This window comes from Pseudomonas sp. LY-1 (assembly GCF_053502595.1).
This window is the reverse complement of the sequence record NZ_CP094353.1, coordinates 5,596,231-5,617,684: the sequence shown is the minus strand read 5'-3', so window position 1 is coordinate 5,617,684 and position 21,454 is coordinate 5,596,231. Positions and strand designations below refer to the sequence as shown.

Below are 21,454 nucleotides of genomic sequence, written 5' to 3'. Positions count from 1 at the left end.
TGACCGCCCGTTGGATTGCACTCCCTTCTATATATATGACGCAGCGCAAAATCATCCATGTCGACTGTGATTGCTTCTACGCCGCCATCGAGATGCGCGATAACCCGAGCCTGGCGCAAAAGCCCCTGGCGGTGGGCGGTTCGGCGGATCGGCGCGGCGTGATTGCCACCTGTAACTACGAAGCGCGGGCCTACGGGGTGCGCTCGGCCATGTCGTCGCGTCATGCCTTGAAGCTCTGCCCGGACCTGACCATCGTCAAGCCGCGCATGGATGCCTATAAGGAAGCGTCGAAAGAAATCCAGAGCATCTTTCGCGATTACACCGACCTGATCGAGCCGCTCTCCCTGGATGAGGCCTACCTGGATGTTTCCGACAGCCCGCATTTTGGCGGCAGCGCCACGCGTATCGCCCAGGACATCCGGCGCCGGGTCTCCAATCAATTGCACATCACCGTGTCCGCCGGTGTGGCGCCCAACAAGTTTCTGGCCAAGATCGCCAGTGACTGGAAGAAACCCAACGGCTTGTTTGTGATCACGCCGGACCAGGTCGAAGACTTTGTGTCGATACTGCCGGTAAAAAAACTGCACGGCGTGGGCAAGGTGACCGCAGAGAAGCTGGCGCGCATGGGGATCGAAGACTGCCTGCAATTGCGCGAATGGAACAAGCTGGCGCTGGTGCGCGAATTCGGCAGTTTTGGCGAGCGGCTGTGGAGTCTGGCCCGTGGGATAGATGAGCGCGAGGTGCAGAACGACAGTCGTCGGCAATCGATCAGTGTGGAAAATACCTACGATGTGGACCTGCCAGATCTTTCAAGTTGCCTGGCGAAACTGCCTGAACTGATGGAAACCCTGGCTGGACGCATCGCGCGCATCGACAGCAGTTACCGCGCGGGGAAGCCGTTCGTGAAGGTGAAGTTTCATGACTTTACCCAGACGACCCTGGAGCAGGCGGGGGCAGGGCGGGACCTGGAAAGTTATCAACAGCTGATGACCCAGGCGTTCAATCGCGGTGGCAAGCCGGTGCGGTTGCTGGGGATTGGGGTGCGGTTGCTCGACTTGAGCAGCGGTAACGAACAGCTCGAGCTGTTGTGGTAGAACCCGGAAACAAAAATGTGGGAGGGGGCAAGCCCCCTCCCACATTTAGATCTACAGCGTTTTCGAGGGCTCAGCGTGCGCCAGGATCTGCGACGAGTCGCCCCGCATCCTTGGTCAGCGCTTGCAGGAATTCCTGCTGCAACTCCGGATCATTGCGGGTCAGTTCGATCAGGCTCTGTTCCAGTTCGCTGGCTTCTTCCTCCAGGCCCAGCTCCGACAGGCGCTTGACGCGGTGGACCCACTGGCTGACTTCGTCGTCTTCCAGGTCGTCGTAGATCAGGCCGTGGGCTTCCAGCAACTTGCCGCGCAGTGTGTGGCTCACCGCCAGGGTCGAGTCCGAATGCACGTCGTCCTGGCTATCTTCCACGCTGATCTTCAAGGTGCTGATGCGGTTCAGATCCTGCTCGGCGAACGGGCTGTCCAACAGGTTCAGGCGCAGTACGCCGTTGCGGTCGGTGGTCAGTTCATACACTTGCTTGCCCGCGGTGACCTGTACCGGGCGCTCGCTCCAGGGCAGGCTCGAATACTCCACACGCTTGTCGCGCTGGACTTCATCGATCCCCGCCAGGTTCTGTTGCGCGCGCCCATGGGATTGCACGTTCATGAACGGGTTGAGGCCGTCGATGCCGTAGCTCAGCCAATCGTGCGTCATGCTGGTCGGCAGGTTGCCGAGGGCGAAGATATTCGCCACGTTGGCGCCCGCGCCTGCCACCAACGCGACCGCGCCCAGCGGCAGCTCATAGAGTTTGCGCCAGGGCTGGTAGGGGGTGTAGCGGTCGTAACGACGGGTGACTTCGAATTCGGTGACCTCAAAGGTCTTTTGCTCGTGAATGCGAACCCGGCGTTGCGGCAGCTCCAGCACTTTGGGTTCGCCTACATCGATCTGCAGGCTGTGGTCGAGCAATTTACGCTCGACCCGCTCCTCGTGCTCACTGCGTTGCGACATCTGGTTGGCGCAGCCGCTGACCAGCAGGGCGCCGCACAAGGCGGCGCCCCCCAGGGCTCTGGTGTTTCGCTTGAACATGACTTCTCTTGATCTGGTTTTCAGCGACGAATACGCGCCTGAAGGAAAGACAGCACGTCAGCCACCGGCAACGGTTGGGCTTCGGCTTCGGTCCGGCTCTTGTATTCCAGATTGCCATCAGCCAGGCCACGGTCGCTGACCACGATCCGGTGCGGGATGCCAATCAGTTCCATGTCGGCGAACTTGATGCCTGGGCTGGTTTTCTTGTCGCGGTCATCCAGCAACACTTCAAAGCCGGCGGCCGTCAGTTCGGCATACAGTTTGTCGGTGGCTTCACGGACCTGCTCGGTTTCATAGCGCAGCGGCACCAGGGCGACCTGGAACGGCGCCAGGGCGTCACTCCAGATAATGCCTTTCTCGTCGTTGTTCTGCTCGATGGCAGCGGCAACCACGCGCGATACGCCAATGCCGTAGCAACCCATTTCCAGGGTGATCGGCTTGCCGTTTTCGCCCAGCACTTCGCACTTCATCGCCTTGCTGTACTTGTTGCCCAGCTGGAAGATGTGCCCGACTTCAATGCCGCGCTTGATTTCCAGGGTGCCCTTGCCATCCGGGCTTGGGTCACCGGCGACCACGTTACGCAGGTCGGCCACGGTCGGCACCGGCAAGTCGCGTTCCCAGTTCACGCCGAAGTAGTGCTTGTCGTCGATGTTCGCGCCGATACCGAAGTCGCTCATCAGCTCGACCGAACGGTCGATGATGATCGGCAGCGGCAGGTTCAGCGGGCCCAGGGAACCGGCACCGGCGCCAATGGCGTCGCGCAGTTCGGCATCGGAGGCCATGACCAGCGGGCTGGCCACGCCAGGTTGCTGGGCCGCCTTGATCTCGTTGAGTTCGTGGTCGCCACGGATCACCAGGGCGATCAGCTTGCCGGCTTCCTCGGCGTGAACGATCAGGGTCTTGATGGTCTTTTCAATCGGCAGATTGAATTTTTCCACCAGGGCCGCGATGGTCTTGGTGTCCGGGGTGTCCACCAGGCGCAGCTCTTCAGCCGGCGCTGGACGGGAGGTTTCCCGTGGCACGGCTTCGGCTTTCTCGATGTTCGCCGCGTAGTCGGAACCGTTGCTGAACACGATATCGTCTTCGCCGGACTCGGCCAGTACGTGGAACTCGTGGGAGCCGGCGCCGCCGATGGAACCGTTGTCCGCTTCAACCGGGCGGAACTTCAGGCCCAGGCGCGTGAACACGTTGCAGTAGGCGGTGTGCATGCGGTCGTAGGTGACCTGCAAGGACGCCTGGTCGGCGTGGAACGAATACGCATCCTTCATGATGAACTCGCGGCCGCGCATCAAGCCGAAGCGTGGGCGGATTTCATCACGGAACTTGGTCTGGATCTGATACAGGTTGAGGGGCAGCTGTTTATAGCTGCTCAACTCGTTGCGCATCAGGTCGGTGATCACTTCTTCGTGGGTCGGGCCAGCGCAGAAGTCGCGGCCATGACGGTCCTTGAAGCGCAGCAATTCCGGGCCGTACTCTTCCCAGCGCCCGGATTCCTGCCACAGCTCAGCCGGTTGGGTGCTCGGCATCAACACTTCCAGAGAACCGGCAGCGTTCATTTCTTCGCGAACGATGGCTTCGACCTTGCGCATCACCTTCAGGCCCATGGGCAGCCAGGTGTACAGGCCAGAAGCCAGCTTGCGGATCATACCGGCGCGCAGCATCAGCTGATGGCTGATCACAACCGCGTCGGAAGGCGTTTCTTTCAGTGTGGCGAGCAAATATTGACTGGTACGCATGGTAGGCCGTTGTCGGTTGCTTGGACTTGAAGTGACTTGGGATTGTACGGGCGCAAACTGCCGCCGTACAGGCATCAGGACGCAGAGCTGTTTGTAGGAGCGAGCTTGCTCGCGAAGATCGTCAACGATGACGCGGGAAACCGGGATAAACGCGGTGTCTGTGACTTCTTCGCGGGCAAGCTCGCTACAGCTACAAGGGGAGGCTCTGTCAGTCTTCTGCCGGCGGGTTCAAGCGAATCCGCCGGTTTTCCTGGAACCAATGCAGTGCAATCAGCAGCAACGTCGGCACGCCCAGCATGCAGGTGATCAGGAAGAAGTTGTGATAGCCGAACTTCTCCACCATCACCCCCGAATACCCGCCGATCAGGCGCGGCAGCAACAGCATGATCGAGCTGAGCAACGCGTATTGGGTGGCGGAGAACTTGAGGTTGGTCAGGCTCGACAGGTAGGCGACAAACGCCGAGGTGGCGAGGCCTGAGCTGAAGTTATCCATGGAGATGGTGAAGATCAGCATCTGCAGGTCCGGGCCCATGTCGGCGAGCACCACGAACAGCAGGTTGGTGCCGGCCGAGGCGATGCCGCCGATGAGCAGGATCGGGAGGATGCCGAAGCGCACAATCAACAGGCCACCCATGCCGGCGCCGAGCAGCGTCATGATCAGGCCGAATATCTTGCTGACCCCGGCGATCTGGTCCTTGGTAAAGCCCTGGTCGATATAGAACACGTTGGCCATCACGCCCATCACCGTATCGGACATGCGATAGGTGGCGATCAGCCCGAGCAGCAGCAGCGCCTGCCAGCGGTAGCGCAGAATGAAGTCGTTGACCGGCGTCAGCACTGGCGCCAAGCCTCGGCGGCCCATGGCCGACAGGCACAATGCCGTCAGGGTGATATAGAGGATGGCACGCAGGAAGGCGCGGTCTTCCATCAACAGTTCCCACAGGCTTACGCCGTGGAACAGCACGCTGGCGAAATCGGTGTTGTACAACTGGGTGAACATCGCCGGCACCGACACCAACAGCACAATCAGTACAAACACCGACATCAATTGGTGCATGAAGCTGTAGCGCCCCGCCTGCAACTGGGTCCGCAGTGGCACATTGGGCTCGCGCATAAACAGGGTGGTCAGCAGCGCCGGAATCATCAGTGCGCCGAACAGCACATAGGTGCCGGTCCACGCCGAGTGTTTATAGTTGAAACCGGTAGAGCCAAAACCTTCGGCAAAAAACAGCGCGCCGGCCGTGGCCAGCAGGGCGGCGATGCGATAGCCGGACATGTAGCTGGCGGCCAGGGCAGCCTGGCGGCTGTCATCGGCGATTTCCAGGCGATAGGCATCAACCGCAATATCCTGGGTAGCCGAAGCGAAGGCGACGATCACCGCGATAGCGATCAGCCAGGACAAGTGTTTTTGCGGGTCGCAGAACCCCATGCCGATCAATCCGAGGATCACCAGCGATTGGGCCAGTACCAGCCAGGAGCGACGACGTCCGAGTTTGCCGAGCAGCGGCAGGCGCCACTGGTCGAGCAGTGGCGACCACACCCATTTGAAGGCATACGCCAAACCGATCAGGCTCGCATAGCCGATGGTCTCGCGGGCCACACCGGCCTCACGCAACCAGACCGAAAGCGTCGAGAACACCAACATGTAAGGCAAGCCGGCGGCAAAACCGAGCAACAACAGCACTAACGTCGAGGGGCTGGCATAGGCGGCGAGCGCGGCGCGCCAGGTTTTACGGGGCATGGGCTGGAGTCTGCCTCAGATTCACGGAAACAAAGCGCGCACTCTAACCGCTGTGCTCTACCGGGCGCCAGCCATGGCGCTGAATATCCACGCGGTTGTTCAGGATAACGACACCTTCGCTGCGTAAACGCGCACGTTGTTCGTCGCCTGAGGCGCTGCCCACCGGCAGGCTTATCCGACCACCGGCACCCAGCACGCGGTGCCAGGGCAAGCGCGTGTCTTCGGGCAGTTGGCTCAGCGTGCGCCCGACCCAGCGCGCCGCGCGCCCAAGCCCCGCGAGGTGCGCCAGTTCGCCGTAACTCACTACGCAGCCTTCGGGGACTTGCGCCAGCGTCAGGTACAGCGCGGTGCGGCGCATCTCGGCAGGGCTTTGCGGGGCTTCGGCGGGTTGTTTCACGGTGGGGATATCCGTTCAGAGCGTCGGTTGTTTGTAAGAAACGTCTGTAAATATGCAGATGAGAACTGAACTCAACACAATTCCTTGAGTCAGTCCTAGCTATCTAACACGATAACGCCTCTTTTTCGCCAACCCTGAGCCCCCTATCTGCTTATGTTGTCCAGAACCTTGCTGTGCCTTGCTGTTTTCAGCGCCTCCACCCCCTTGCTTGCCGATACGGTCTGGTTAAAGAACGGCGACCGTCTGACCGGCAAGATCAAGGTCTTCGACGGTGGCAAGCTGCTGATCCAGACCGACTACGCTGGGGCTATCCCGGTGGACTGGAAACAGGTGAAAACCCTGGAGAGTGATCAGGAATTACTGGTCAAGCAGGATGCCTACACCGGAGAGAAAGCCAAATCCTTGCAGGCGGCGGACGATGGCAAAGTGGTGCTGGCCAATGGCGAGGCGCCCAAGACGGTGGAATTGGCCAGCATCCAGCAGATCATCAAGCCCAAACCGGTGATCGAAGACCTAGTGTGGAAAGGCAACGTCGACATGGCGCTGGACTACAAACGCGCCGAGAAAGACACCAACGACTACGACATCGACTTCAAGACCTCCGCCCGCCATGGCCAATGGCGCCACACCGGGCAGGGCGAGTACAACCGCGAATTCCAGGACGACGTCACCACCACCGACAACTGGGCCCTGGAATATGACCTCGACCGTTTCATCACCGAGCACTGGTTCTGGCAGGGTCGCCTGACCTACAAGCGCGACAAGGTGGAAGACCTGTCCCGCCAGCGCACGGTCGGCACCGGCCCGGGCTACCAGTTCTGGGACGATGAACTCGGTGCATTCTCCCTGGGCTCGCTGGTCAACCGCACCGATTACGAATATTCCGACGGCGGCAAGGACAACTTCTATTCCTTGGCCATGAAGTGGGACTACAACCGCTACCTGATCGGCAAGACGGTTGAGTTCTTCACCTCCGGCGAAGTGGGCAAACCTATCGGCGGGCCGGCCGAATACGCCCTGGATGCGGAAATGGGCCTGCGCTACAAGGTCACCGAGTGGGCGTCGCTCAATCTCAAGGCCGAGCGTGACGTGATCAGTGGCGACTCGGAAAGCAGCTTGAGCAAGACCCGCTACACCGCAGGGTTTGGCGTGGCCTGGTAATCGGCCTCAAGCCCGCTGGCAACCTGCGCGGTTATTGATTACCTTGGCTTGAGATCCATTCCCATACGCCATGGGCGACTGAATTCCCGAGGAGTCATACGTTGAGCGCGCACGTTGCCAAAAACGCCCGAGAGCTGTTGCTCAAGGAATACCGTGGGGCTCTCTCCACATTGTCCAAAGCCATGCCCGGCTTTCCCTTTGGTTCGGTCGTGCCGTACTGTCTGGACGAGCAGGGCCGGCCGCTGATCCTGATCAGCCGGATTGCCCAACACACCCATAACCTGCAGAAAGACCCCAAGTGTTCGTTGCTGGTCGGCGAGCGTGAAGCGGATGACGTGCAGGCGGTCGGGCGCCTGACTTACCTGGCCGAAGCCGAGCAATTGCAGGACGCTGCTGCGATTGACGCGGCTGCCGAGCGCTATTACCGCTACTTCCCTGAATCGGCCAACTATCACAAGGCCCACGATTTCGACTTCTGGGTGCTCAAGCCGGTACGTCACCGCTATATCGGCGGCTTTGGCGCGATTCACTGGCTTGACCAGTTGACCCTGGGCAACCCGTTCGCCGGCCCGGCCGAGCGCAGCATGGTTGAGCACATGAACGCCGATCACACCAAGGCCATCGCCCATTACGTTGAATTGGCCGGCTTGCCCACCCACGAACCGGCGCAATTGGCCGGGATCGACAGCGAAGGCATGCACCTGCGCATCGGTCATGCGCTGCACTGGTTGCCGTTCGCTGAATCTTGCAACACGCCGACACAAGTGCGCGAGGCCCTGGTTTCATTGGCTCATGCTGCGGTCTGGCCGAAAAAAAGCGCCGCTGAAGCTTGAATTCACGAAATGGCGACGTCATCTAAGGTGGACTGGCAAGGCAATCTTGCGTTGAGGAAACCATTTGATGCGCCCTTTTTTATTGCTCTTTCTGCTGTTCCCGGTGTTGGAGCTGTTCGTATTCGTAAAAGTCAGTGGTGCGATCGGGTTTTTCCCGGCGCTGCTGCTGATCATTCTCGGCTCGATGCTCGGCGTTCTGGTGCTGCGCGTCGCCGGTCTGGCCACGGCGTTGCGTGCCCGTGAAAGCCTGAATCGCGGTGAATTGCCGGCACAAACCATGCTCGAAGGCCTGATGATGGCCCTGGCCGGAGGCCTGTTGATCCTGCCAGGCTTTATCAGCGATGTGCTCGGCCTGGTCATGTTGCTGCCCTTCACCCGCAAGCTGCTGGCGGGCAAAATGCGCCAGCGTGCCGAAGAGGCTGCGATTCGCCAGCGCGCGTTCGCCGACGACCTGCAACCCCGTGGCGGCCCGGCTCCGCGCCAGCCGTTGGGACGCGAAGGTGATGTGATCGAAGGTGAGTTCGAGCATCGCGACAGTAAATAACTGCTTCACTGGCACGGCACCTTCGGGTGCCGTGTTGTTTTTATGGGCTGGCAGACGCAAAAAAATTCATCCCCGGCCCCTTGTAATATGCTTATGCGCCCTTATGTAACGGTCACCGCAAGGTTTCTGGTGGCAACACCAGACAGACTTCCGCGTTTCGCCCTGCGAACCGCGACCGGCACCGCCGGATTAAACCTGCCGGTACTGACACCGGCCGATGAAAAACACAATTAGGAGAGATCGACAATGAGCAAGCTTCGTCCTCTGCACGACCGCGTCGTTATCCGTCGCAGCGAAGAAGAAAAGAAAACCGCTGGCGGTATCGTTCTGCCAGGTTCGGCTGCTGAAAAAGCCAACCACGGTGTGATCGTCGCTGCAGGCCCAGGCAAGACTCTGGAAAACGGTGAAGTACGTGCGCTGGCCGTTAAAGTCGGTGACAAGGTTGTATTCGGTCCTTACTCCGGCAGCAACACTGTGAAAGTCGACGGCGAAGACCTGCTGGTCATGGCTGAGAACGAGATTCTCGCTGTACTGGAAGGCTGATTTCCCCGCCCATTTTCCCGTTACTACAAAGTATTTAAGGAATATCGATCATGGCTGCTAAAGAAGTTAAATTCGGCGATTCCGCCCGCAAGAAAATGCTCACCGGTGTCAACATCCTGGCTGACGCAGTAAAAGCGACCCTGGGCCCGAAAGGCCGTAACGTGATCATCGAGAAGAGCTTCGGCGCTCCGACCATCACCAAGGACGGCGTTTCCGTAGCCAAAGAAATCGAACTGGAAGACCGTTTCGAAAACATGGGCGCGCAGCTGGTCAAAGACGTTGCCTCCCGTGCCAACGATGACGCAGGCGACGGCACCACCACCGCTACCGTTCTGGCCCAGGCAATCGTCAACGAAGGCTACAAAGCCGTCGCTGCCGGCATGAACCCGATGGACCTCAAGCGCGGCATCGACAAGGCGACCATCGCCATCGTCGCTGAGCTGAAAAACCTGTCCAAGCCATGCGCTGACACCAAGGCTATCGCTCAGGTAGGCACCATCTCCGCCAACTCCGACAACTCCATCGGCGACATCATTGCCGAAGCCATGGAAAAAGTCGGTAAAGAAGGCGTGATCACCGTTGAAGAAGGCACTGGCCTGGAAAACGAACTGTCGGTTGTAGAAGGCATGCAGTTCGACCGTGGCTACCTGTCCCCGTACTTCGTCAACAAGCCGGAAACCATGGTTGCCGAGCTGGAAAACCCGCTGATCCTGCTGGTCGACAAAAAGATCTCCAACATCCGCGAAATGCTGCCGGTGCTGGAAGCTGTTGCCAAAGCCGGTCGCCCACTGCTGATCGTTTCCGAAGACGTTGAAGGCGAAGCCCTGGCGACTCTGGTTGTGAACAACATGCGTGGCATCGTCAAAGTTGCAGCCGTCAAGGCTCCAGGTTTCGGCGACCGTCGCAAGGCCATGCTGCAGGACATCGCCGTTCTGACCGGCGGTACCGTTATCTCCGAAGAGATCGGCCTGAGCCTGGAAAGCGCCACCCTGGAAAACCTGGGTAGCGCCAAGCGTGTGACCATCTCCAAGGAAAACACCATCGTCGTCGACGGTGCTGGCGTAGAGGTCGACATTCAGGCGCGCATCACTCAGATCCGTGCCCAGGTTGCCGAAACTTCCTCGGACTACGACCGTGAAAAACTGCAAGAGCGTCTGGCCAAGCTGTCCGGCGGCGTTGCAGTGATCAAGGTTGGCGCTGGTTCCGAAGTTGAAATGAAAGAGAAGAAAGCCCGCGTTGAAGACGCCCTGCACGCAACCCGTGCAGCCGTTGAAGAAGGCGTGGTACCTGGCGGTGGCGTTGCGCTGATCCGTGCTCTGGAAGCCCTGACCAACCTGACCGGCGACAATGCTGACCAGAACGTGGGTATCGCTGTACTGCGTCGTGCTGTTGAAGCGCCGCTGCGTCAGATCGCTGCCAACTCCGGCGACGAGCCAAGCGTTGTGGTCAACGAAGTCAAGAACGGCAAAGGTAACTACGGTTACAACGCTGCGACCGGCGAGTACGGCGACATGATCGAAATGGGCATCCTGGACCCTACCAAGGTGACTCGTTCCGCGCTGCAAGCAGCTTCCTCCATCGGCGGTCTGATCCTGACCACCGAAGCGGCGATCGCTGATGCACCGAAGAAAGACGGCTCGGCTGGCGGCGGTATGCCAGACATGGGCGGCATGGGTGGCATGGGCGGCATGATGTAAGCCAGCCTTACCCAGCGCCTGAAAAACCCCGCCTGCAGCGATGCAGGCGGGGTTTTTTTATGCGGGCGTGTAAAGGGCGGGCGGTAACTGAAGCGGCTGGCCGGTCTACGTACTCAATGCGCGCACTTCAGACACCCTGACCTTCGAGGGTCGATAAAGTATCAGGCAGTACAGCCCCAGGCAGATCAGCCAACAGAAAATCGCCGTCCACACATTGTGGGAAAAGAAGTGTGCGCCCTGCAGCATGCGGCTCACGGAAAAGACGCCGCCCAGCGCCACGGCGAAGATGAACGCTTTGCGCGCTATCCGCGGCCGCCGATCCCGTAGCGCAAAGAACCAGGCGAACAGCGCGAACCCGGTTGCCGCATGCCCGCCGGGCCAGCAGCGCCCAGGTTTATCGGTGGGCGGGCGGGGGCTCAGCAGTTCGCTGTAGGTTTCCTGGCCACCGAACTCCTTGAGGCTCCACGGGCATTGCACGGCGGTGACGGTTTTCAACGGCGAGACGAACGCCGTGGCCAGCCCCAGGGACAACACCAGGCAGCCCAGTTCGCGGCGGTAAGGCTTGAGCCGCTGGAGGATAAAGGTGCCGGCAAACCCCAGGATGGCCAGCACCGAGAACAGGATGACCAACTGTTTGGCGCGGTCATGCAGGATGTCTTCGAGGAAAAAACTGTAACGCCCGATGAAGCCGCCATCCGCTGCGTTGTAGAACTGCTTGGCGAGGTCCATGTCCAGCGATGTCAGCTCCAGCAAGAGCATCAGGAGCGCAGCGCCGGCGGGTATGCCCAGGCACAGCCAGAAATTGAGAGGTTTGGAAACCGGTACAACAGGGGTGGATTGCATGGTGAACCCTGATAAAAAAGTCCCGTACTTGGCTGTACGGGACGTTTTAGTTAGCGCGTGCTCAATGCCGGGGCCTCTTCCTTAGGGGCCCTCCAGCTCAGCAGTTGTTGTTTGAAATCATAACTGGCGGCCTGGTAGTAGGTGATCGCCCGCTGGATCAGCGGGTCATCGTTGCCGACCCGCAGTTCCTGGCTCTCACCCAGCGCCTCGTTGTGGCGGCGCAGGCCCAGGCGCGGGCTGAGAATCGCCAGGTCTTTGCCGTCGAATAACCCCAGGTGCTGGTAGTTGCCGACCACGACCCGAGGGGGCAATGGGTTGTCCTGCAACAGGTCGCGGCCAAAGAAGGTCGATTCATAGCTCAGGTTGATCAGGCCCAGCAGGGTTGGCGCCAGGTCGATCTGGCTGGCCAGTTGTGCCGATTCCCGTGCGTCGATCAGCTTCGGCGCATAGATGAACAGTGGAATCTGATAGTTGGTAATAGGCAGGTCTTCCTTGCCCGCACTGCCGGCGGTGTGGTCGGCGACGAAGACGAAGATGGTGTTATCGAACCAGGGCTTCTGACGTGCCGCTTCCAGGAATTGGCCGATGGCATGGTCGGTGTACTTCACCGCGCCGTCGCGGCCATTGCCGGATTTGATATCGATGCGCCCTTCCGGATAGGTGTAGGGGCGATGGTTGGACGTGGTCATCAGTTGCAGTAAAAACGGCTGCTGTTTGGCGTAGTCGGCATCGGCCAGCTTCAGGGTCTGTTTGTACAGATCCTCGTCAGCCATGCCCCAGGCGTTCTTGAACGAGATTTCCGCCTCGGGCACGCTGCTCTGGTCCACGACGCGATAACCGTTGCCGCTGAAGAACGCGTTCATATTGTCGAAATAGCCACGCCCGCCATACACAAACACGCTGTCGTAACCGATGGCCGTGAGTTGTTGCCCGAGGCTGGCGAAGCCGCTTTCCCGGCCAATACGTTTGACGATGGAGCGTCCCGGCGTCGGTGGGATTGCCAGGGTGATTGCCTCCAGGCCGCGGTCGGTGCGGGTGCCGGTGGCGTAGAAGTTATTGAAGTACAGGCTTTGTTGACGCAAGGCGTCGAGATTCGGCGTGAGGTTGCGCCCGTCGCCATTGCTGCCCATGTATTTGGCGCTGAAACTTTCGATGGTCACCAGCACGATATTGGGTTTGCGCAGCGTGCCCGGGTGGGTGATGGCGCGGCGGATATCCAACGGGTCCTGGCCGATAAAGCGCGCATTGGGTTCGCTGAGTTCGGCGCGCAACTGCTTGGCCACGACCTCGGTCGGCAGGCTCTTGTAGAACTGTGAGTAATCCAGCTCATTGTTACGGAACGCGGCGAAAAACTGATACGGGCCATTGCTCGCCAGTTCGTTCTTGTAGGCGTTGCCGCCTTGGGTGCGCGGGCTGTCCTGGCTGATCAGCTGCAGGCTCAGGCCCGCGACGACCAACAGTGCCAAGGCATTCAACAGGCGGTCGCGCGTGGGCGGCAGGGGGGCATTCATGGCGGCATTGAATGGCTTGCGCAGCGCCAGGCTCAACACGATAGCCAGCATCGCCAGCAAACTGAGCAACTTGCCGATGGGGTAGGATTCCAGCAAGTTGTTCAGTACTTCATTGGAGTACACCAGGTAGTCGACGGCGATAAAGTTGAAGCGCACGCCGAACTCATCCCAGAACAGCCATTCGGCCACCGAAGTGAACAACATCGCGAACAGGCTGACAGTGAGTACCGCCTGCAGGAACCAGCGATGGCCACGGCGGCGCCACAGTGCGGGCGGACATAGCAACAGGTACAGTCCCAGAGGAAGCGCGGCATAGGCCAGGAACCCGAGGTCATAAAGCAATCCCACGCCAAACACCGGCAGCAGATTGCCGCCGACTTCATCCAGGTGCGTAATGAGCAGTACGCCGCGGGTGAGCAGGAAAACAACCAACCAGGCACCGGTTACCAACAGCAGATAGCGCATAGGCGCTGTTTTGAGAAACCCCATGTCCAACTTCCTTAGATCGATGGGGGGCGATCTTCGGCCTGGCACTGTAGTCAGTTTGTGAAGCTATAGTGAAAAACTCGTTCAGTGCTCTAATCGGTTGAAATCGTTTATCTGCGCAGTGTTCAGCTCTATCCCTGAGCCCCACTAGGCCTTAAGCTGCGCGAGCCAACACACGGCTGGCACGAAAGTACGGAGACACTGCCCATGCGAATTTTATTGGTTGAAGACAACCGCGATATTCTGGCCAACCTGGCCGATTATCTGGGGCTCAAAGGCTACACCGTGGACTGCGCGCAGGACGGTTTGTCGGGCCTGCACCTGGCCGCCACCGAACACTACGACCTGATCGTGCTCGACATCATGCTGCCGGGCATCGATGGCTACACCTTGTGCAAGCGCCTGCGTGAAGACGCGCGCCGCGACACGCCGGTGATCATGCTCACCGCCCGCGATCAGTTGGATGACCGGCTGCAGGGCTTCAAGTCCGGTGCCGATGACTACTTGCTCAAGCCGTTTGCCCTGTCGGAACTGGCCGCGCGCATCGAAGCCGTGCTGCGCCGCGCCCAGGGTGGCGGACGCCGTGCCCTGCAGGTGGCCGACCTGCATTACGACCTCGATACCCTGGAAGTCACCCGCGAAGGGCGCCTGCTCAAGCTCAACCCGGTGGGCCTGAAGCTGCTGGCGGTGTTGATGCAGAAAAGTCCCCATGTACTGCGTCGGGAAATTCTCGAAGAAGCGCTATGGGGGGATGATTGTCCCGACAGTGACAGTCTGCGCAGTCACGTCCATCAGTTGCGCCAAGTGATCGATAAACCTTTCGCCAAGCCATTGCTGCAAACGGTACACGGTGTGGGTTACCGCCTGGCCGAGGGTCGTGATGGAGTTTAAGCAAAGCCTTGCCCAGCGGATCATCATCGCCTTTGCCTTGATGAGCGCGTTGGTGGCGGGCGCCTTCGCCATGGGGATCATCGCGACGGTGCATCTGGTGGAAGAGAAGCTGATTTCGGCCGGTTTGGGCGGCGACTTGCAGCGCCTGCTGCTGATGGACAGCGTCGAAGACTGGAGCCACCGACCCGAGCCGGATCAGTTGTTCTATTTCAGCGGCGGGCGCGGGGATTTCGAGCTGCCCAAGGACTTGCGGCACCTGGAACCCGGTTTCCATGAAGTGTTCCGCGAGGCGTTGTCGTACCACGCCATGGTCGAAGTGGTCGCCGGTCGGCGCTATGTGCTGCTGCAAGACCAGAGCGATTTCGAAGAGCGTGAGCGCGTGCTGTTCGCGGTGGTGCTGGTGGGCTTCGTGCTCAGCCTGGCGCTGGCGGTCTTCCTCGGTTGGGTGTTGGCCCGCAAGGTGATGGCACCGGTGGTGCGCCTGGCGCGCCAGGTGCGTCATCGCGACCAATTGCTCGGCCTGGCGCCGCCCCTGGCGCCGGATTACGCTGCTGATGAAGTGGGCGAGCTGGCCGTGGCCTTCGACGCCACACTGGGCCGTTTGCGCCAGGCGCTGTCCCGCGAGCAGTTGTTTACCAGTGACGTGAGCCACGAATTACGCACGCCGTTGATGGTACTGGCCAGTTCCTGCGAGCTGCTGCTGGAAAACCCGGCCATCGACGAGCGCGGGCGCAACCAGGTGCTGCGCATCGCCAGGGCCTGCGAAGAAATGCGCGAACTGGTGCAGACCTTCCTGATGCTGGCGCGCGCCCAGCACAACGACGCCACCATGTCGCCTCGGGTAACCCTCACGCAGGTGGCGGACGATTTGCTTGGCCTCTGGCGCGAGCCGATCGAGCATAAAGGCCTGCAACTGATCTATCAGCCGGGCAACCCTCTGGATACACGCTACAACACCACCTTCCTGCATGCGGTGATGGGCAACTTGCTGCGTAATGCACTGCATTACACCGAGCAGGGCTTTATCCGGCTCACCCTGGAACCGAGTGGTTTTATCGTGGAAGACTCCGGCGTTGGCATCCCCGAAGACAAGCGCGAAGCCATGTTCGAACCCTTCGTGCGCGGCAGCGAAAAGCGCGGTGAAGGCCTTGGCCTGGGGTTGTCGCTGGTGCAACGCATCTGCGAGAACCAGGGCTGGAGCGTCAGCTTGAGCACCATGGAGCCCAATGGTTGCCGCTTTCACGTCCAGTTGAGTCAGGTCAAACCCTGACCTTGCGTGCTACCGCTATGCTGGCGTAGATCAGTATAATTTGTCGGGAGTGGCCCGTTGCCACTACTTGTATCTGTAAAGTCTTGAAATGTATGGGAGTGGACAGGACAAGTTTTTCACAACGAGTTGACCTGTTGATCACAGTTCGCAACCTAAGGTTGTAGGCATCAGTAAACGGAGACGTAAGATGCCTACCCCGATCAAGCTCGAATTTTCCGATAAGTACGACGATCAGCATGCGCAGAATTATTTGCTCAAGCATCAGGATAATTTGGCTCGCCGGCTGTCCCACAAACGTGACGAGCAATTGGCACGCGGCGCGTTGGCCATGGCCGGTGAACCCGGCCTGGTCTTGGACTTGCCTTGTGGGGCTGGGCGTTTTTGGCCGCTGCTGGCTGAAAAGCCCAATCGGGTGATTATCGGCGCCGACAATTCGGAGTCGATGTTGAAGGTCGCGACGTTCTCCCAACCGGCGGATGTGGTGAAGCGGGTACGGCCCTTGCGGACATCGGCCTTTGATATCGACCTGCCAGATAACTCGGTCGACAGCATCTTCTGCATGCGCCTGATGCACCACATTGGTGATCCTGAGCACCGGCTGGCGATACTGCGGGAGTTTCATCGCGTTACCCGCGACAGCGTGATTATCTCGTTGTGGGTGGATGGCAACTTCAAGGCCTGGAAACGCAAGCGTGCCGAAGTAAAACGTCGTAAGGAAGGCGAGCAGGAAGGTTACCAAAACCGGTTTGTACTACCGGCGGCTACCGTCGAGGCAGAGTTTGAGCAAGCGGGTTTCCGTGTTCAGGAATCCCTGGATTTCATCCCGCTCTACGCCATGTGGCGGGTGTATGTATTGCGCAAGAGGTAACAGGATGGCAGTTGAGTGCGTAGCAGGCAGTCACGTAGCTCCCGAAGAGCGATTTGATTATTTCTGGCGCCAGCAGGGCGAGTGGGTCGAAGAGCCCAATCGTCGACGCGGCGGAGAGAGTGGTGTGCAGCGTGTGATAGGCCCCAACGGGCGCCTGCTCTACAGCAAGCGTCAGACTGGGCATATCTACCGCAGTTGGCTCCATCCGTTTGGGCGCCCGACCGTGTTGCGCGAACGGGATGCCATCAAGGGCCTGCGCTCGCTGAATGTGCGGGTGCCGGAGATGGTGTTCTGCGAGGCGCGTCGTGATCCGCAACACCAATGGAAGGCATTGTTGGTGACGGCTTCGCTGGACGGTTTCGACGAAATCGAAAATTGGTACGCCGCCGGTGGCCGTGAACAGTACGGTGAGGCGGTCCATGAGCGCCTGCTCAAGGAACTCGCGGCGACGTTGGCGCGCATGCACAAGGGTCGCTGGCAACATGGTTGCCTGTACATCAAGCATATCTTTGTGCGAGTCACGGGTGAGCCCGACTCGGCCAGCGTGGAAGTCGCGCTGCTGGACTTTGAGAAGTGCCGCCAACGTCTCACCGCTTATCGGGCGGCCTCCCACGACATGCTGCAACTGCGCCGCCACTCGTCGTGGAGCGATGGCGACTGGGCAAAACTCAGCTACTTTTACGAGACGGCGTTTGGCAGCGCTATCAAGGGTTTAACCAAATGAAGCTAGAAATAGCTCGAGGTCTGTTTCTGTCTGGGGCGTTGGGCGTTGCTGCCCTGGCCCTGGTTGCATGGGAACAACCTCGGACACAGGTCCTCAGTGCGGTGCAAAGCGGCGGGCAATGCCTGCTGCCGCGCATTGCCAAGGCGAGTGCGACGGTCAAGCCCGATCATGACCTGCTGTTGTTCATGTTCGGGATGTCACGAGGGGTGGGGCCACAAAGTTGAAACGATCGAAACCACCCGAAAAGGGCCTTGTGAAACGAGGCCCTTTTTTTTCGCCTGCGATCTGGCTGTCAGGCGCAGCGCGGGATTAGCCCGAGCGGCTGACCGTCAGATCAGGTGCAGATGGTTATCCCAAAGCCCTGCCGGCAATTCCAACGGTTTTGCGATCAGTTGTTCCTGGCGACAGTCATAGAATCGGCACCGCCCTTGGCCGGATGTCACGACAAACCCGTCTGCTACCGCACCCACACCCGCGCAGTCCGGCAAAGGCCCGTCCAGGCGCAATTTGCCGCTGTCCATGTCCCAGATAAAGAAGCGGTTGCCGCGCGGCGCGGTCAACGCCACCAGGCGCAATTCACTGTGTACCGCGACGCTGGCGGTGTAATGCCCCATGGCCTGCAGTTGCTCATCGGCCACCGGAAATGCCACGAATGGCTGCCCTGGGCGCTTGATTGCGAGCAACTCGGAACGCTCCTGGGACGGCCCCATGAACTGCTGCCCGGTGAGGATGGTGCCATCGCTGGCGATGCCCATATGGCGCACGCTGTTCATCGGCTGGCCGAGGGTTTCCTTGCTGATCAGGCTGCCGTCGCGTTGCATCAGCACCAGGCTCGGCTCCATGGCGTTGAGGTTCATTTCCACGCGGCTTTCGGCTTCGGTGCGGATGCCGCCGTTGGCCACCACCAGGGTTTCGCCGTCGGGCATCCACGACACCTGATGCGGGCCAATGCCATGGGTGGAAATCTCGCCGCTGTGCACCAGCCGCTCGCCTTCGAACCGGTACACACCGAGCAGGCCACGGCCCGGGTCGGAGGTGTCGTTTTCGGTGGCGTACAGCCAGTCGCCACTGTTGTGAATCACCGCGTGGCCATAGAAGTGTCGGCCAGCATTCGAGGTGATGGTTTGCAGCAGCGCGCCATCACGCAGGTCGATCAGGTAACTCTCGGTGCCCGGGCGACGGGCGACAAACAGCGCGATCGGCAGCGTCGGGTGGTTGATGATGTCGTGGCAGCGCTGACCGACCTGGGTGGCGAACACCCGCTGGCCGTCCAGGCGATAGCCGACAGCATAGTGCTTGCCGTCTGCATCATCGCGCGCCGACAGCAGCAGCGGGCCCTTGTCGTTGTGCTTGAACAACGTCCAGCCGCCCAACGTGAGTGCGCCGAGCAGCGCGCTGCCAATGGCCAAAGCCTGTCGCCTGAGCATCATCAGTCACCGTCGTTGGCGTTAAAGCCCAGTTGGATGCCCAGCGCCTTGGCCAACTCGCCTTCGTGCAGGCGGTGGACGACGTTGAGGCTGTCGTAGAGATCGTTGAGCTGTTGGCGCCCGGCGTCGTCACCCAACAGTTCGTTGAGGGTGCGCTGGTTGCTGGCGAACAGTTTCAGGGACGCGGCGTAGGCGGCGTCGATCTTCTCGGCCAGCGCCTTTTGATCGGACGGCAACAAACCCCGCAGGCCTTTGTTGTCGACGCCGACCCATACCGTCTGGGCCGCAGCGAGGCTGGCTTCCAGGCTTTGCAGGGACGACTGGCTGCGCCACGCATCGGCCTGGAACGGCTGCGGGACGCCCTTGGTCTGGCGACCCATCGGCGTGCCGAGCTTTTTCTTCAGGGTGTCCAGTGCGGTCACTTGCACGCGCAGCAGGTCGGCGATGGCTTCGTGGGAATCAGCGTAACGCTGGTTGGGAAACTTGCTCATCTGCGCGAGCATGCCGTCGGTGCTGTTCCAACTGGCGAGGATCTCTTCGGCCAGGGCTTTCTGGCGCTCGCCGATGGCCATCAGCAGCGGGCAGTACCGGGCTTTCTGCGCGGCGTCGGCGATGTCGGTCTTGGCGTCGTAGAGGATGTATTCATAGGCCGACAGGCCCTGCACCACCACGCTGGACTTGGCCACGGCAGCCGCATCGATCTGCGGCTGGGCGGTGACCAGTTGCTCGACCTGGCGACCCACGAGGTTTTTCTTGTCGGGCCAGAACTGCACCTGCCACGAACGGTTGCCTTCGGCCAACGGGCCGATCAGCAGCGGTTGCAGTTCGGCCCAGGCTTTTTGGGCGTGAAGGAAGTCGGCACGTGCGGTGTCCAGGCTTTCCTTGCCTTGGCAGTACGCCAGGGCGCTGACGGCCAATTGGCGGTCGGCTTCCACCCAGCGGCTGTAGGTCGGCAAGATCACTTGCTTGGCGATGGCTGCCGAGGTCACCGCTTGTGGGTCTTGCGGTGAGCAGGCGCCGAGGGCGAGGGCGGCCAGGCTGGTGAACAACAACTTGGGACGGAACATGTCGAGCTCCCTTCGGTAGGTGGGTCGAAGCTTATAGAGAATTCAGGAACGCCAGCAGCGCAGCGCGCTGTTCGGCATTGAAGGACAACACATGCTGCTGCGCCGCGTGTGCTTCACCGCCATGCCACAGCACGGCTTCCAGCAGGTTGCGGGCGCGGCCGTCATGCAAGAACTGGGTGTGGCCACTGACGGTTTGCGTCAGGCCGATGCCCCACAACGGCGGCGTGCGCCAGTCGCGGCCACTGGCCTTGAATTCGCTGCGGTGATCGGCCAGGCCGTCGCCCATGTCATGCAGCAGCAGATCGCTGTAGGGGCGGATCACCTGGTTGGCCAGTTCAGGTTCGGCGGCGTTGGCAGCCGTGGTGAACGACGGCGTGTGACAGCCCTGGCAACCGGCCTGGTAGAACAGGTTTTTCCCGGCCAGCACCTGGGGCGCGTTGACGTCGCGACGCACGGGCACCGCCAGGTTGCGGGTATAGAACAGCACCAGGCGCAGGATGTTATCGCTGACTTCCGGCTCGCCATCGGGGCCGTTGCCGTTGGGCGCCTGCTTGCAGGCGACCTGGACGTCGGTGCAGTCATCGACGGGCCTCAGCGACGTGGTGAGGCCCATATCACCGGAAAAGGCGTGAACGTTTTGTTGATTGAGGTTGGGTTGCCCGGCTTTCCAGCCGAAACGCCCGAGCACGGTTTTCTGCCGGGCGTCATCCCAGACCCAATTCGCGCGGCCGACGATGGCTTCCTTGTCGGCGGTCTTCGGGTCGGTGTTGCGCAGGATGTCCGCGTCGGCAATCGCTTCAAGCAGGCCCAGGCCGATCATCGGCGGGGCGATGCGTGCGGAGAAACGTGTGTCCGGATGCATCGGGCCGTAGCCGAGTTGGGTGATCTGCAGGTTGGGCTTGCGCAGTTCGACGACGCTGCCGTCCTTGAACGTGACGTTGACTGGCGTGTAGTCGACCCGCACCTTGCCCTCTGGCGTTACGCCGGGTACGGCCATGTCCTGCAATTGCCCGCCGTAGACCGGCTCGGGCACCACGCCGAGGTGCTCGATGAGCTTGGCATATGGCGGCGCATCCGGGATCGACAGGCGCACCAGCATCGACACCGCGTTCTGCGCGTCGGCCAGCGGCGGGTGGCCACGGCCGTCCTTGATATGGCAGTTCTGGCAGGCATTGGTGTTGAACAGCGGCCCCAGCCCATCGCGTGCGGTGGTGGTGGACGGCGCGATCACCCAGGGGCTGCGGAAGAAACTATTTCCGACGCTGAAATCCAGGCGGCGGGTCGGCGACAGGTTGGCCGAGGGCAGGGAAAAGGCATTCTGGTCGCGCTTGTTCACCGTCGTTGCACCGCCGGCCCGCGCTTCTCCCGGATCAGCCTGGGTAAACCGGGGGGCGTCATCGCAGGCAACCAGGCTCATGGCCATCAGTCCTGCAGACAGGCGAAGAAGCGAACGGAACATCGAGTTTCCTGAAAAAAGGCGAAAAACAAGGCCGCAAAGTCTAACAGGGCGGGGCGGTTTGAATAAGAGCAATTATCGTTTGATGGCATGCCGATTCATTCCCGCTAGAATGACCGCACATTTTTCTCTGGAGGTGGC

At 60.5% G+C, this 21,454-nt stretch carries 20 protein-coding genes; 11 read left to right on the top strand and 9 right to left on the bottom strand.

Going from position 1 to position 21,454, the window contains the following annotated elements; genetic code table 11:
* The first annotated feature begins 35 nt into the window (after positions 1-35).
* Positions 36-1,094 (top strand): DNA polymerase IV, encoded by a 1,059-nt coding sequence (dinB, locus tag MOQ67_RS25730; RefSeq protein ID WP_253398577.1) that lies wholly within the window; start codon positions 36-38, stop codon positions 1,092-1,094.
* Between the two features lie 70 nt (positions 1,095-1,164).
* Here the strand turns inward: dinB and MOQ67_RS25725 are convergent, their stop codons facing one another.
* The 4 genes from MOQ67_RS25725 to MOQ67_RS25710 form a co-directional block, all read right to left on the bottom strand.
* Complete coding sequence (locus MOQ67_RS25725) at positions 1,165-2,118, bottom strand: hypothetical protein (protein ID WP_253398570.1); 954 nt, start codon at positions 2,116-2,118, stop codon at positions 1,165-1,167.
* A gap of 20 nt (positions 2,119-2,138) precedes the next feature.
* Positions 2,139-3,854, bottom strand: a complete 1,716-nt coding sequence (locus MOQ67_RS25720; protein WP_253398568.1) for a proline--tRNA ligase — start codon at positions 3,852-3,854, stop codon at positions 2,139-2,141.
* A 208-nt stretch (positions 3,855-4,062) separates the two neighbouring features.
* Entirely contained in the window at positions 4,063-5,595 is a 1,533-nt protein-coding gene (locus MOQ67_RS25715) for an AmpG family muropeptide MFS transporter (protein WP_247396826.1), read from the bottom strand.
* A 43-nt stretch (positions 5,596-5,638) separates the two neighbouring features.
* On the bottom strand, positions 5,639-5,953 hold the full coding sequence (locus MOQ67_RS25710) for an MGMT family protein (protein WP_448675960.1): 315 nt from the start codon (positions 5,951-5,953) through the stop codon (positions 5,639-5,641).
* 192 nt (positions 5,954-6,145) lie between these two features.
* On the opposite strand from MOQ67_RS25710, the gene MOQ67_RS25705 reads away from it, so the two are divergent.
* From MOQ67_RS25705 to groL, 5 genes are all read left to right on the top strand, one after another.
* A complete protein-coding gene (locus MOQ67_RS25705) occupies positions 6,146-7,153 on the top strand; it encodes a DUF481 domain-containing protein (RefSeq protein WP_448675694.1) in 1,008 nt (335 codons plus the stop codon).
* Between the two features lie 101 nt (positions 7,154-7,254).
* Complete coding sequence (locus tag MOQ67_RS25700; RefSeq protein ID WP_448675693.1) at positions 7,255-7,986, top strand: HugZ family pyridoxamine 5'-phosphate oxidase; 732 nt, start codon at positions 7,255-7,257, stop codon at positions 7,984-7,986.
* A 67-nt stretch (positions 7,987-8,053) separates the two neighbouring features.
* Positions 8,054-8,530 carry an FxsA family protein gene (locus MOQ67_RS25695; protein ID WP_017846113.1) on the top strand — a complete coding sequence of 159 codons (477 nt, stop codon included), beginning with the start codon at positions 8,054-8,056 and terminating at the stop codon, positions 8,528-8,530.
* A gap of 246 nt (positions 8,531-8,776) precedes the next feature.
* Entirely contained in the window at positions 8,777-9,073 is a 297-nt protein-coding gene (locus MOQ67_RS25690) for a co-chaperone GroES (RefSeq protein ID WP_017846112.1), read from the top strand.
* A 50-nt stretch (positions 9,074-9,123) separates the two neighbouring features.
* On the top strand, positions 9,124-10,770 hold the full coding sequence (gene groL / locus MOQ67_RS25685) for a chaperonin GroEL (RefSeq protein ID WP_253398564.1): 1,647 nt from the start codon (positions 9,124-9,126) through the stop codon (positions 10,768-10,770).
* Between the two features lie 105 nt (positions 10,771-10,875).
* On the opposite strand, the gene MOQ67_RS25680 is transcribed toward groL, so the two are convergent.
* Positions 10,876-11,613 (bottom strand): phosphatase PAP2 family protein, encoded by a 738-nt coding sequence (locus MOQ67_RS25680; RefSeq protein WP_253398562.1) that lies wholly within the window; start codon positions 11,611-11,613, stop codon positions 10,876-10,878.
* Positions 11,614-11,663: 50 nt separating this feature from the next.
* Complete coding sequence (locus tag MOQ67_RS25675; protein ID WP_321848877.1) at positions 11,664-13,613, bottom strand: LTA synthase family protein; 1,950 nt, start codon at positions 13,611-13,613, stop codon at positions 11,664-11,666.
* 204 nt (positions 13,614-13,817) lie between these two features.
* On the opposite strand from MOQ67_RS25675, the gene colR reads away from it, so the two are divergent.
* From colR to MOQ67_RS25650, 5 genes are all read left to right on the top strand, one after another.
* Positions 13,818-14,501 carry a two-component system response regulator ColR gene (gene colR / locus MOQ67_RS25670; protein WP_016975511.1) on the top strand — a complete coding sequence of 228 codons (684 nt, stop codon included), beginning with the start codon at positions 13,818-13,820 and terminating at the stop codon, positions 14,499-14,501.
* Positions 14,491-15,771 (top strand): sensor histidine kinase, encoded by a 1,281-nt coding sequence (locus MOQ67_RS25665; protein ID WP_321861843.1) that lies wholly within the window; start codon positions 14,491-14,493, stop codon positions 15,769-15,771. Before colR ends, MOQ67_RS25665 begins: the two co-directional genes overlap by 11 nt.
* 187 nt (positions 15,772-15,958) lie before the next feature.
* On the top strand, positions 15,959-16,639 hold the full coding sequence (locus MOQ67_RS25660; protein ID WP_247399742.1) for a class I SAM-dependent methyltransferase: 681 nt from the start codon (positions 15,959-15,961) through the stop codon (positions 16,637-16,639).
* A gap of 4 nt (positions 16,640-16,643) precedes the next feature.
* Positions 16,644-17,363 carry a lipopolysaccharide kinase InaA family protein gene (locus MOQ67_RS25655; RefSeq protein WP_253398555.1) on the top strand — a complete coding sequence of 240 codons (720 nt, stop codon included), beginning with the start codon at positions 16,644-16,646 and terminating at the stop codon, positions 17,361-17,363.
* Positions 17,360-17,587: a hypothetical protein gene (locus MOQ67_RS25650; protein WP_247399746.1), complete on the top strand. Its 228-nt coding sequence runs from the start codon at positions 17,360-17,362 to the stop codon at positions 17,585-17,587. The genes MOQ67_RS25655 and MOQ67_RS25650 overlap by 4 nt, the downstream gene beginning before the upstream one ends.
* 105 nt (positions 17,588-17,692) lie before the next feature.
* Here the strand turns inward: MOQ67_RS25650 and MOQ67_RS25645 are convergent, their stop codons facing one another.
* Genes MOQ67_RS25645 through MOQ67_RS25635 form a run of 3 tightly spaced genes read right to left on the bottom strand, consistent with a single transcriptional unit; the run spans position 17,693 to position 21,316 of the window.
* Positions 17,693-18,790 carry a DUF1513 domain-containing protein gene (locus MOQ67_RS25645; RefSeq protein ID WP_253400437.1) on the bottom strand — a complete coding sequence of 366 codons (1,098 nt, stop codon included), beginning with the start codon at positions 18,788-18,790 and terminating at the stop codon, positions 17,693-17,695.
* Positions 18,791-18,792: 2 nt separating this feature from the next.
* Positions 18,793-19,857, bottom strand: a complete 1,065-nt coding sequence (locus tag MOQ67_RS25640; RefSeq protein ID WP_321848873.1) for an imelysin family protein — start codon at positions 19,855-19,857, stop codon at positions 18,793-18,795.
* A gap of 31 nt (positions 19,858-19,888) precedes the next feature.
* Entirely contained in the window at positions 19,889-21,316 is a 1,428-nt protein-coding gene (locus tag MOQ67_RS25635) for a di-heme oxidoreductase family protein (protein WP_321861841.1), read from the bottom strand.
* Positions 21,317-21,454: the final 138 nt, after the last annotated feature.

What these genes read in the sequence shown, in the direction of transcription:
- dinB (WP_253398577.1), top strand. Translation starts at nt 36, where the DNA reads ATGACGCAGCGCAAAATCATCCATGTCGACTGTGATTGCTTCTACGCC.
- MOQ67_RS25725 (WP_253398570.1), bottom strand. Translation starts at nt 2,118, where the DNA reads ATGTTCAAGCGAAACACCAGAGCCCTGGGGGGCGCCGCCTTGTGCGGC.
- MOQ67_RS25720 (WP_253398568.1), bottom strand. Translation starts at nt 3,854, where the DNA reads ATGCGTACCAGTCAATATTTGCTCGCCACACTGAAAGAAACGCCTTCC.
- MOQ67_RS25715 (WP_247396826.1), bottom strand. Translation starts at nt 5,595, where the DNA reads ATGCCCCGTAAAACCTGGCGCGCCGCGCTCGCCGCCTATGCCAGCCCC.
- MOQ67_RS25710 (WP_448675960.1), bottom strand. Translation starts at nt 5,953, where the DNA reads ATGCGCCGCACCGCGCTGTACCTGACGCTGGCGCAAGTCCCCGAAGGC.
- MOQ67_RS25705 (WP_448675694.1), top strand. Translation starts at nt 6,146, where the DNA reads ATGTTGTCCAGAACCTTGCTGTGCCTTGCTGTTTTCAGCGCCTCCACC.
- MOQ67_RS25695 (WP_017846113.1), top strand. Translation starts at nt 8,054, where the DNA reads ATGCGCCCTTTTTTATTGCTCTTTCTGCTGTTCCCGGTGTTGGAGCTG.
- MOQ67_RS25690 (WP_017846112.1), top strand. Translation starts at nt 8,777, where the DNA reads ATGAGCAAGCTTCGTCCTCTGCACGACCGCGTCGTTATCCGTCGCAGC.
- groL (WP_253398564.1), top strand. Translation starts at nt 9,124, where the DNA reads ATGGCTGCTAAAGAAGTTAAATTCGGCGATTCCGCCCGCAAGAAAATG.
- MOQ67_RS25680 (WP_253398562.1), bottom strand. Translation starts at nt 11,613, where the DNA reads ATGCAATCCACCCCTGTTGTACCGGTTTCCAAACCTCTCAATTTCTGG.
- MOQ67_RS25675 (WP_321848877.1), bottom strand. Translation starts at nt 13,613, where the DNA reads ATGGGGTTTCTCAAAACAGCGCCTATGCGCTATCTGCTGTTGGTAACC.
- colR (WP_016975511.1), top strand. Translation starts at nt 13,818, where the DNA reads ATGCGAATTTTATTGGTTGAAGACAACCGCGATATTCTGGCCAACCTG.
- MOQ67_RS25665 (WP_321861843.1), top strand. Translation starts at nt 14,491, where the DNA reads ATGGAGTTTAAGCAAAGCCTTGCCCAGCGGATCATCATCGCCTTTGCC.
- MOQ67_RS25660 (WP_247399742.1), top strand. Translation starts at nt 15,959, where the DNA reads ATGCCTACCCCGATCAAGCTCGAATTTTCCGATAAGTACGACGATCAG.
- MOQ67_RS25655 (WP_253398555.1), top strand. Translation starts at nt 16,644, where the DNA reads ATGGCAGTTGAGTGCGTAGCAGGCAGTCACGTAGCTCCCGAAGAGCGA.
- MOQ67_RS25650 (WP_247399746.1), top strand. Translation starts at nt 17,360, where the DNA reads ATGAAGCTAGAAATAGCTCGAGGTCTGTTTCTGTCTGGGGCGTTGGGC.
- MOQ67_RS25645 (WP_253400437.1), bottom strand. Translation starts at nt 18,790, where the DNA reads ATGCTCAGGCGACAGGCTTTGGCCATTGGCAGCGCGCTGCTCGGCGCA.
- MOQ67_RS25640 (WP_321848873.1), bottom strand. Translation starts at nt 19,857, where the DNA reads ATGTTCCGTCCCAAGTTGTTGTTCACCAGCCTGGCCGCCCTCGCCCTC.
- MOQ67_RS25635 (WP_321861841.1), bottom strand. Translation starts at nt 21,316, where the DNA reads ATGTTCCGTTCGCTTCTTCGCCTGTCTGCAGGACTGATGGCCATGAGC.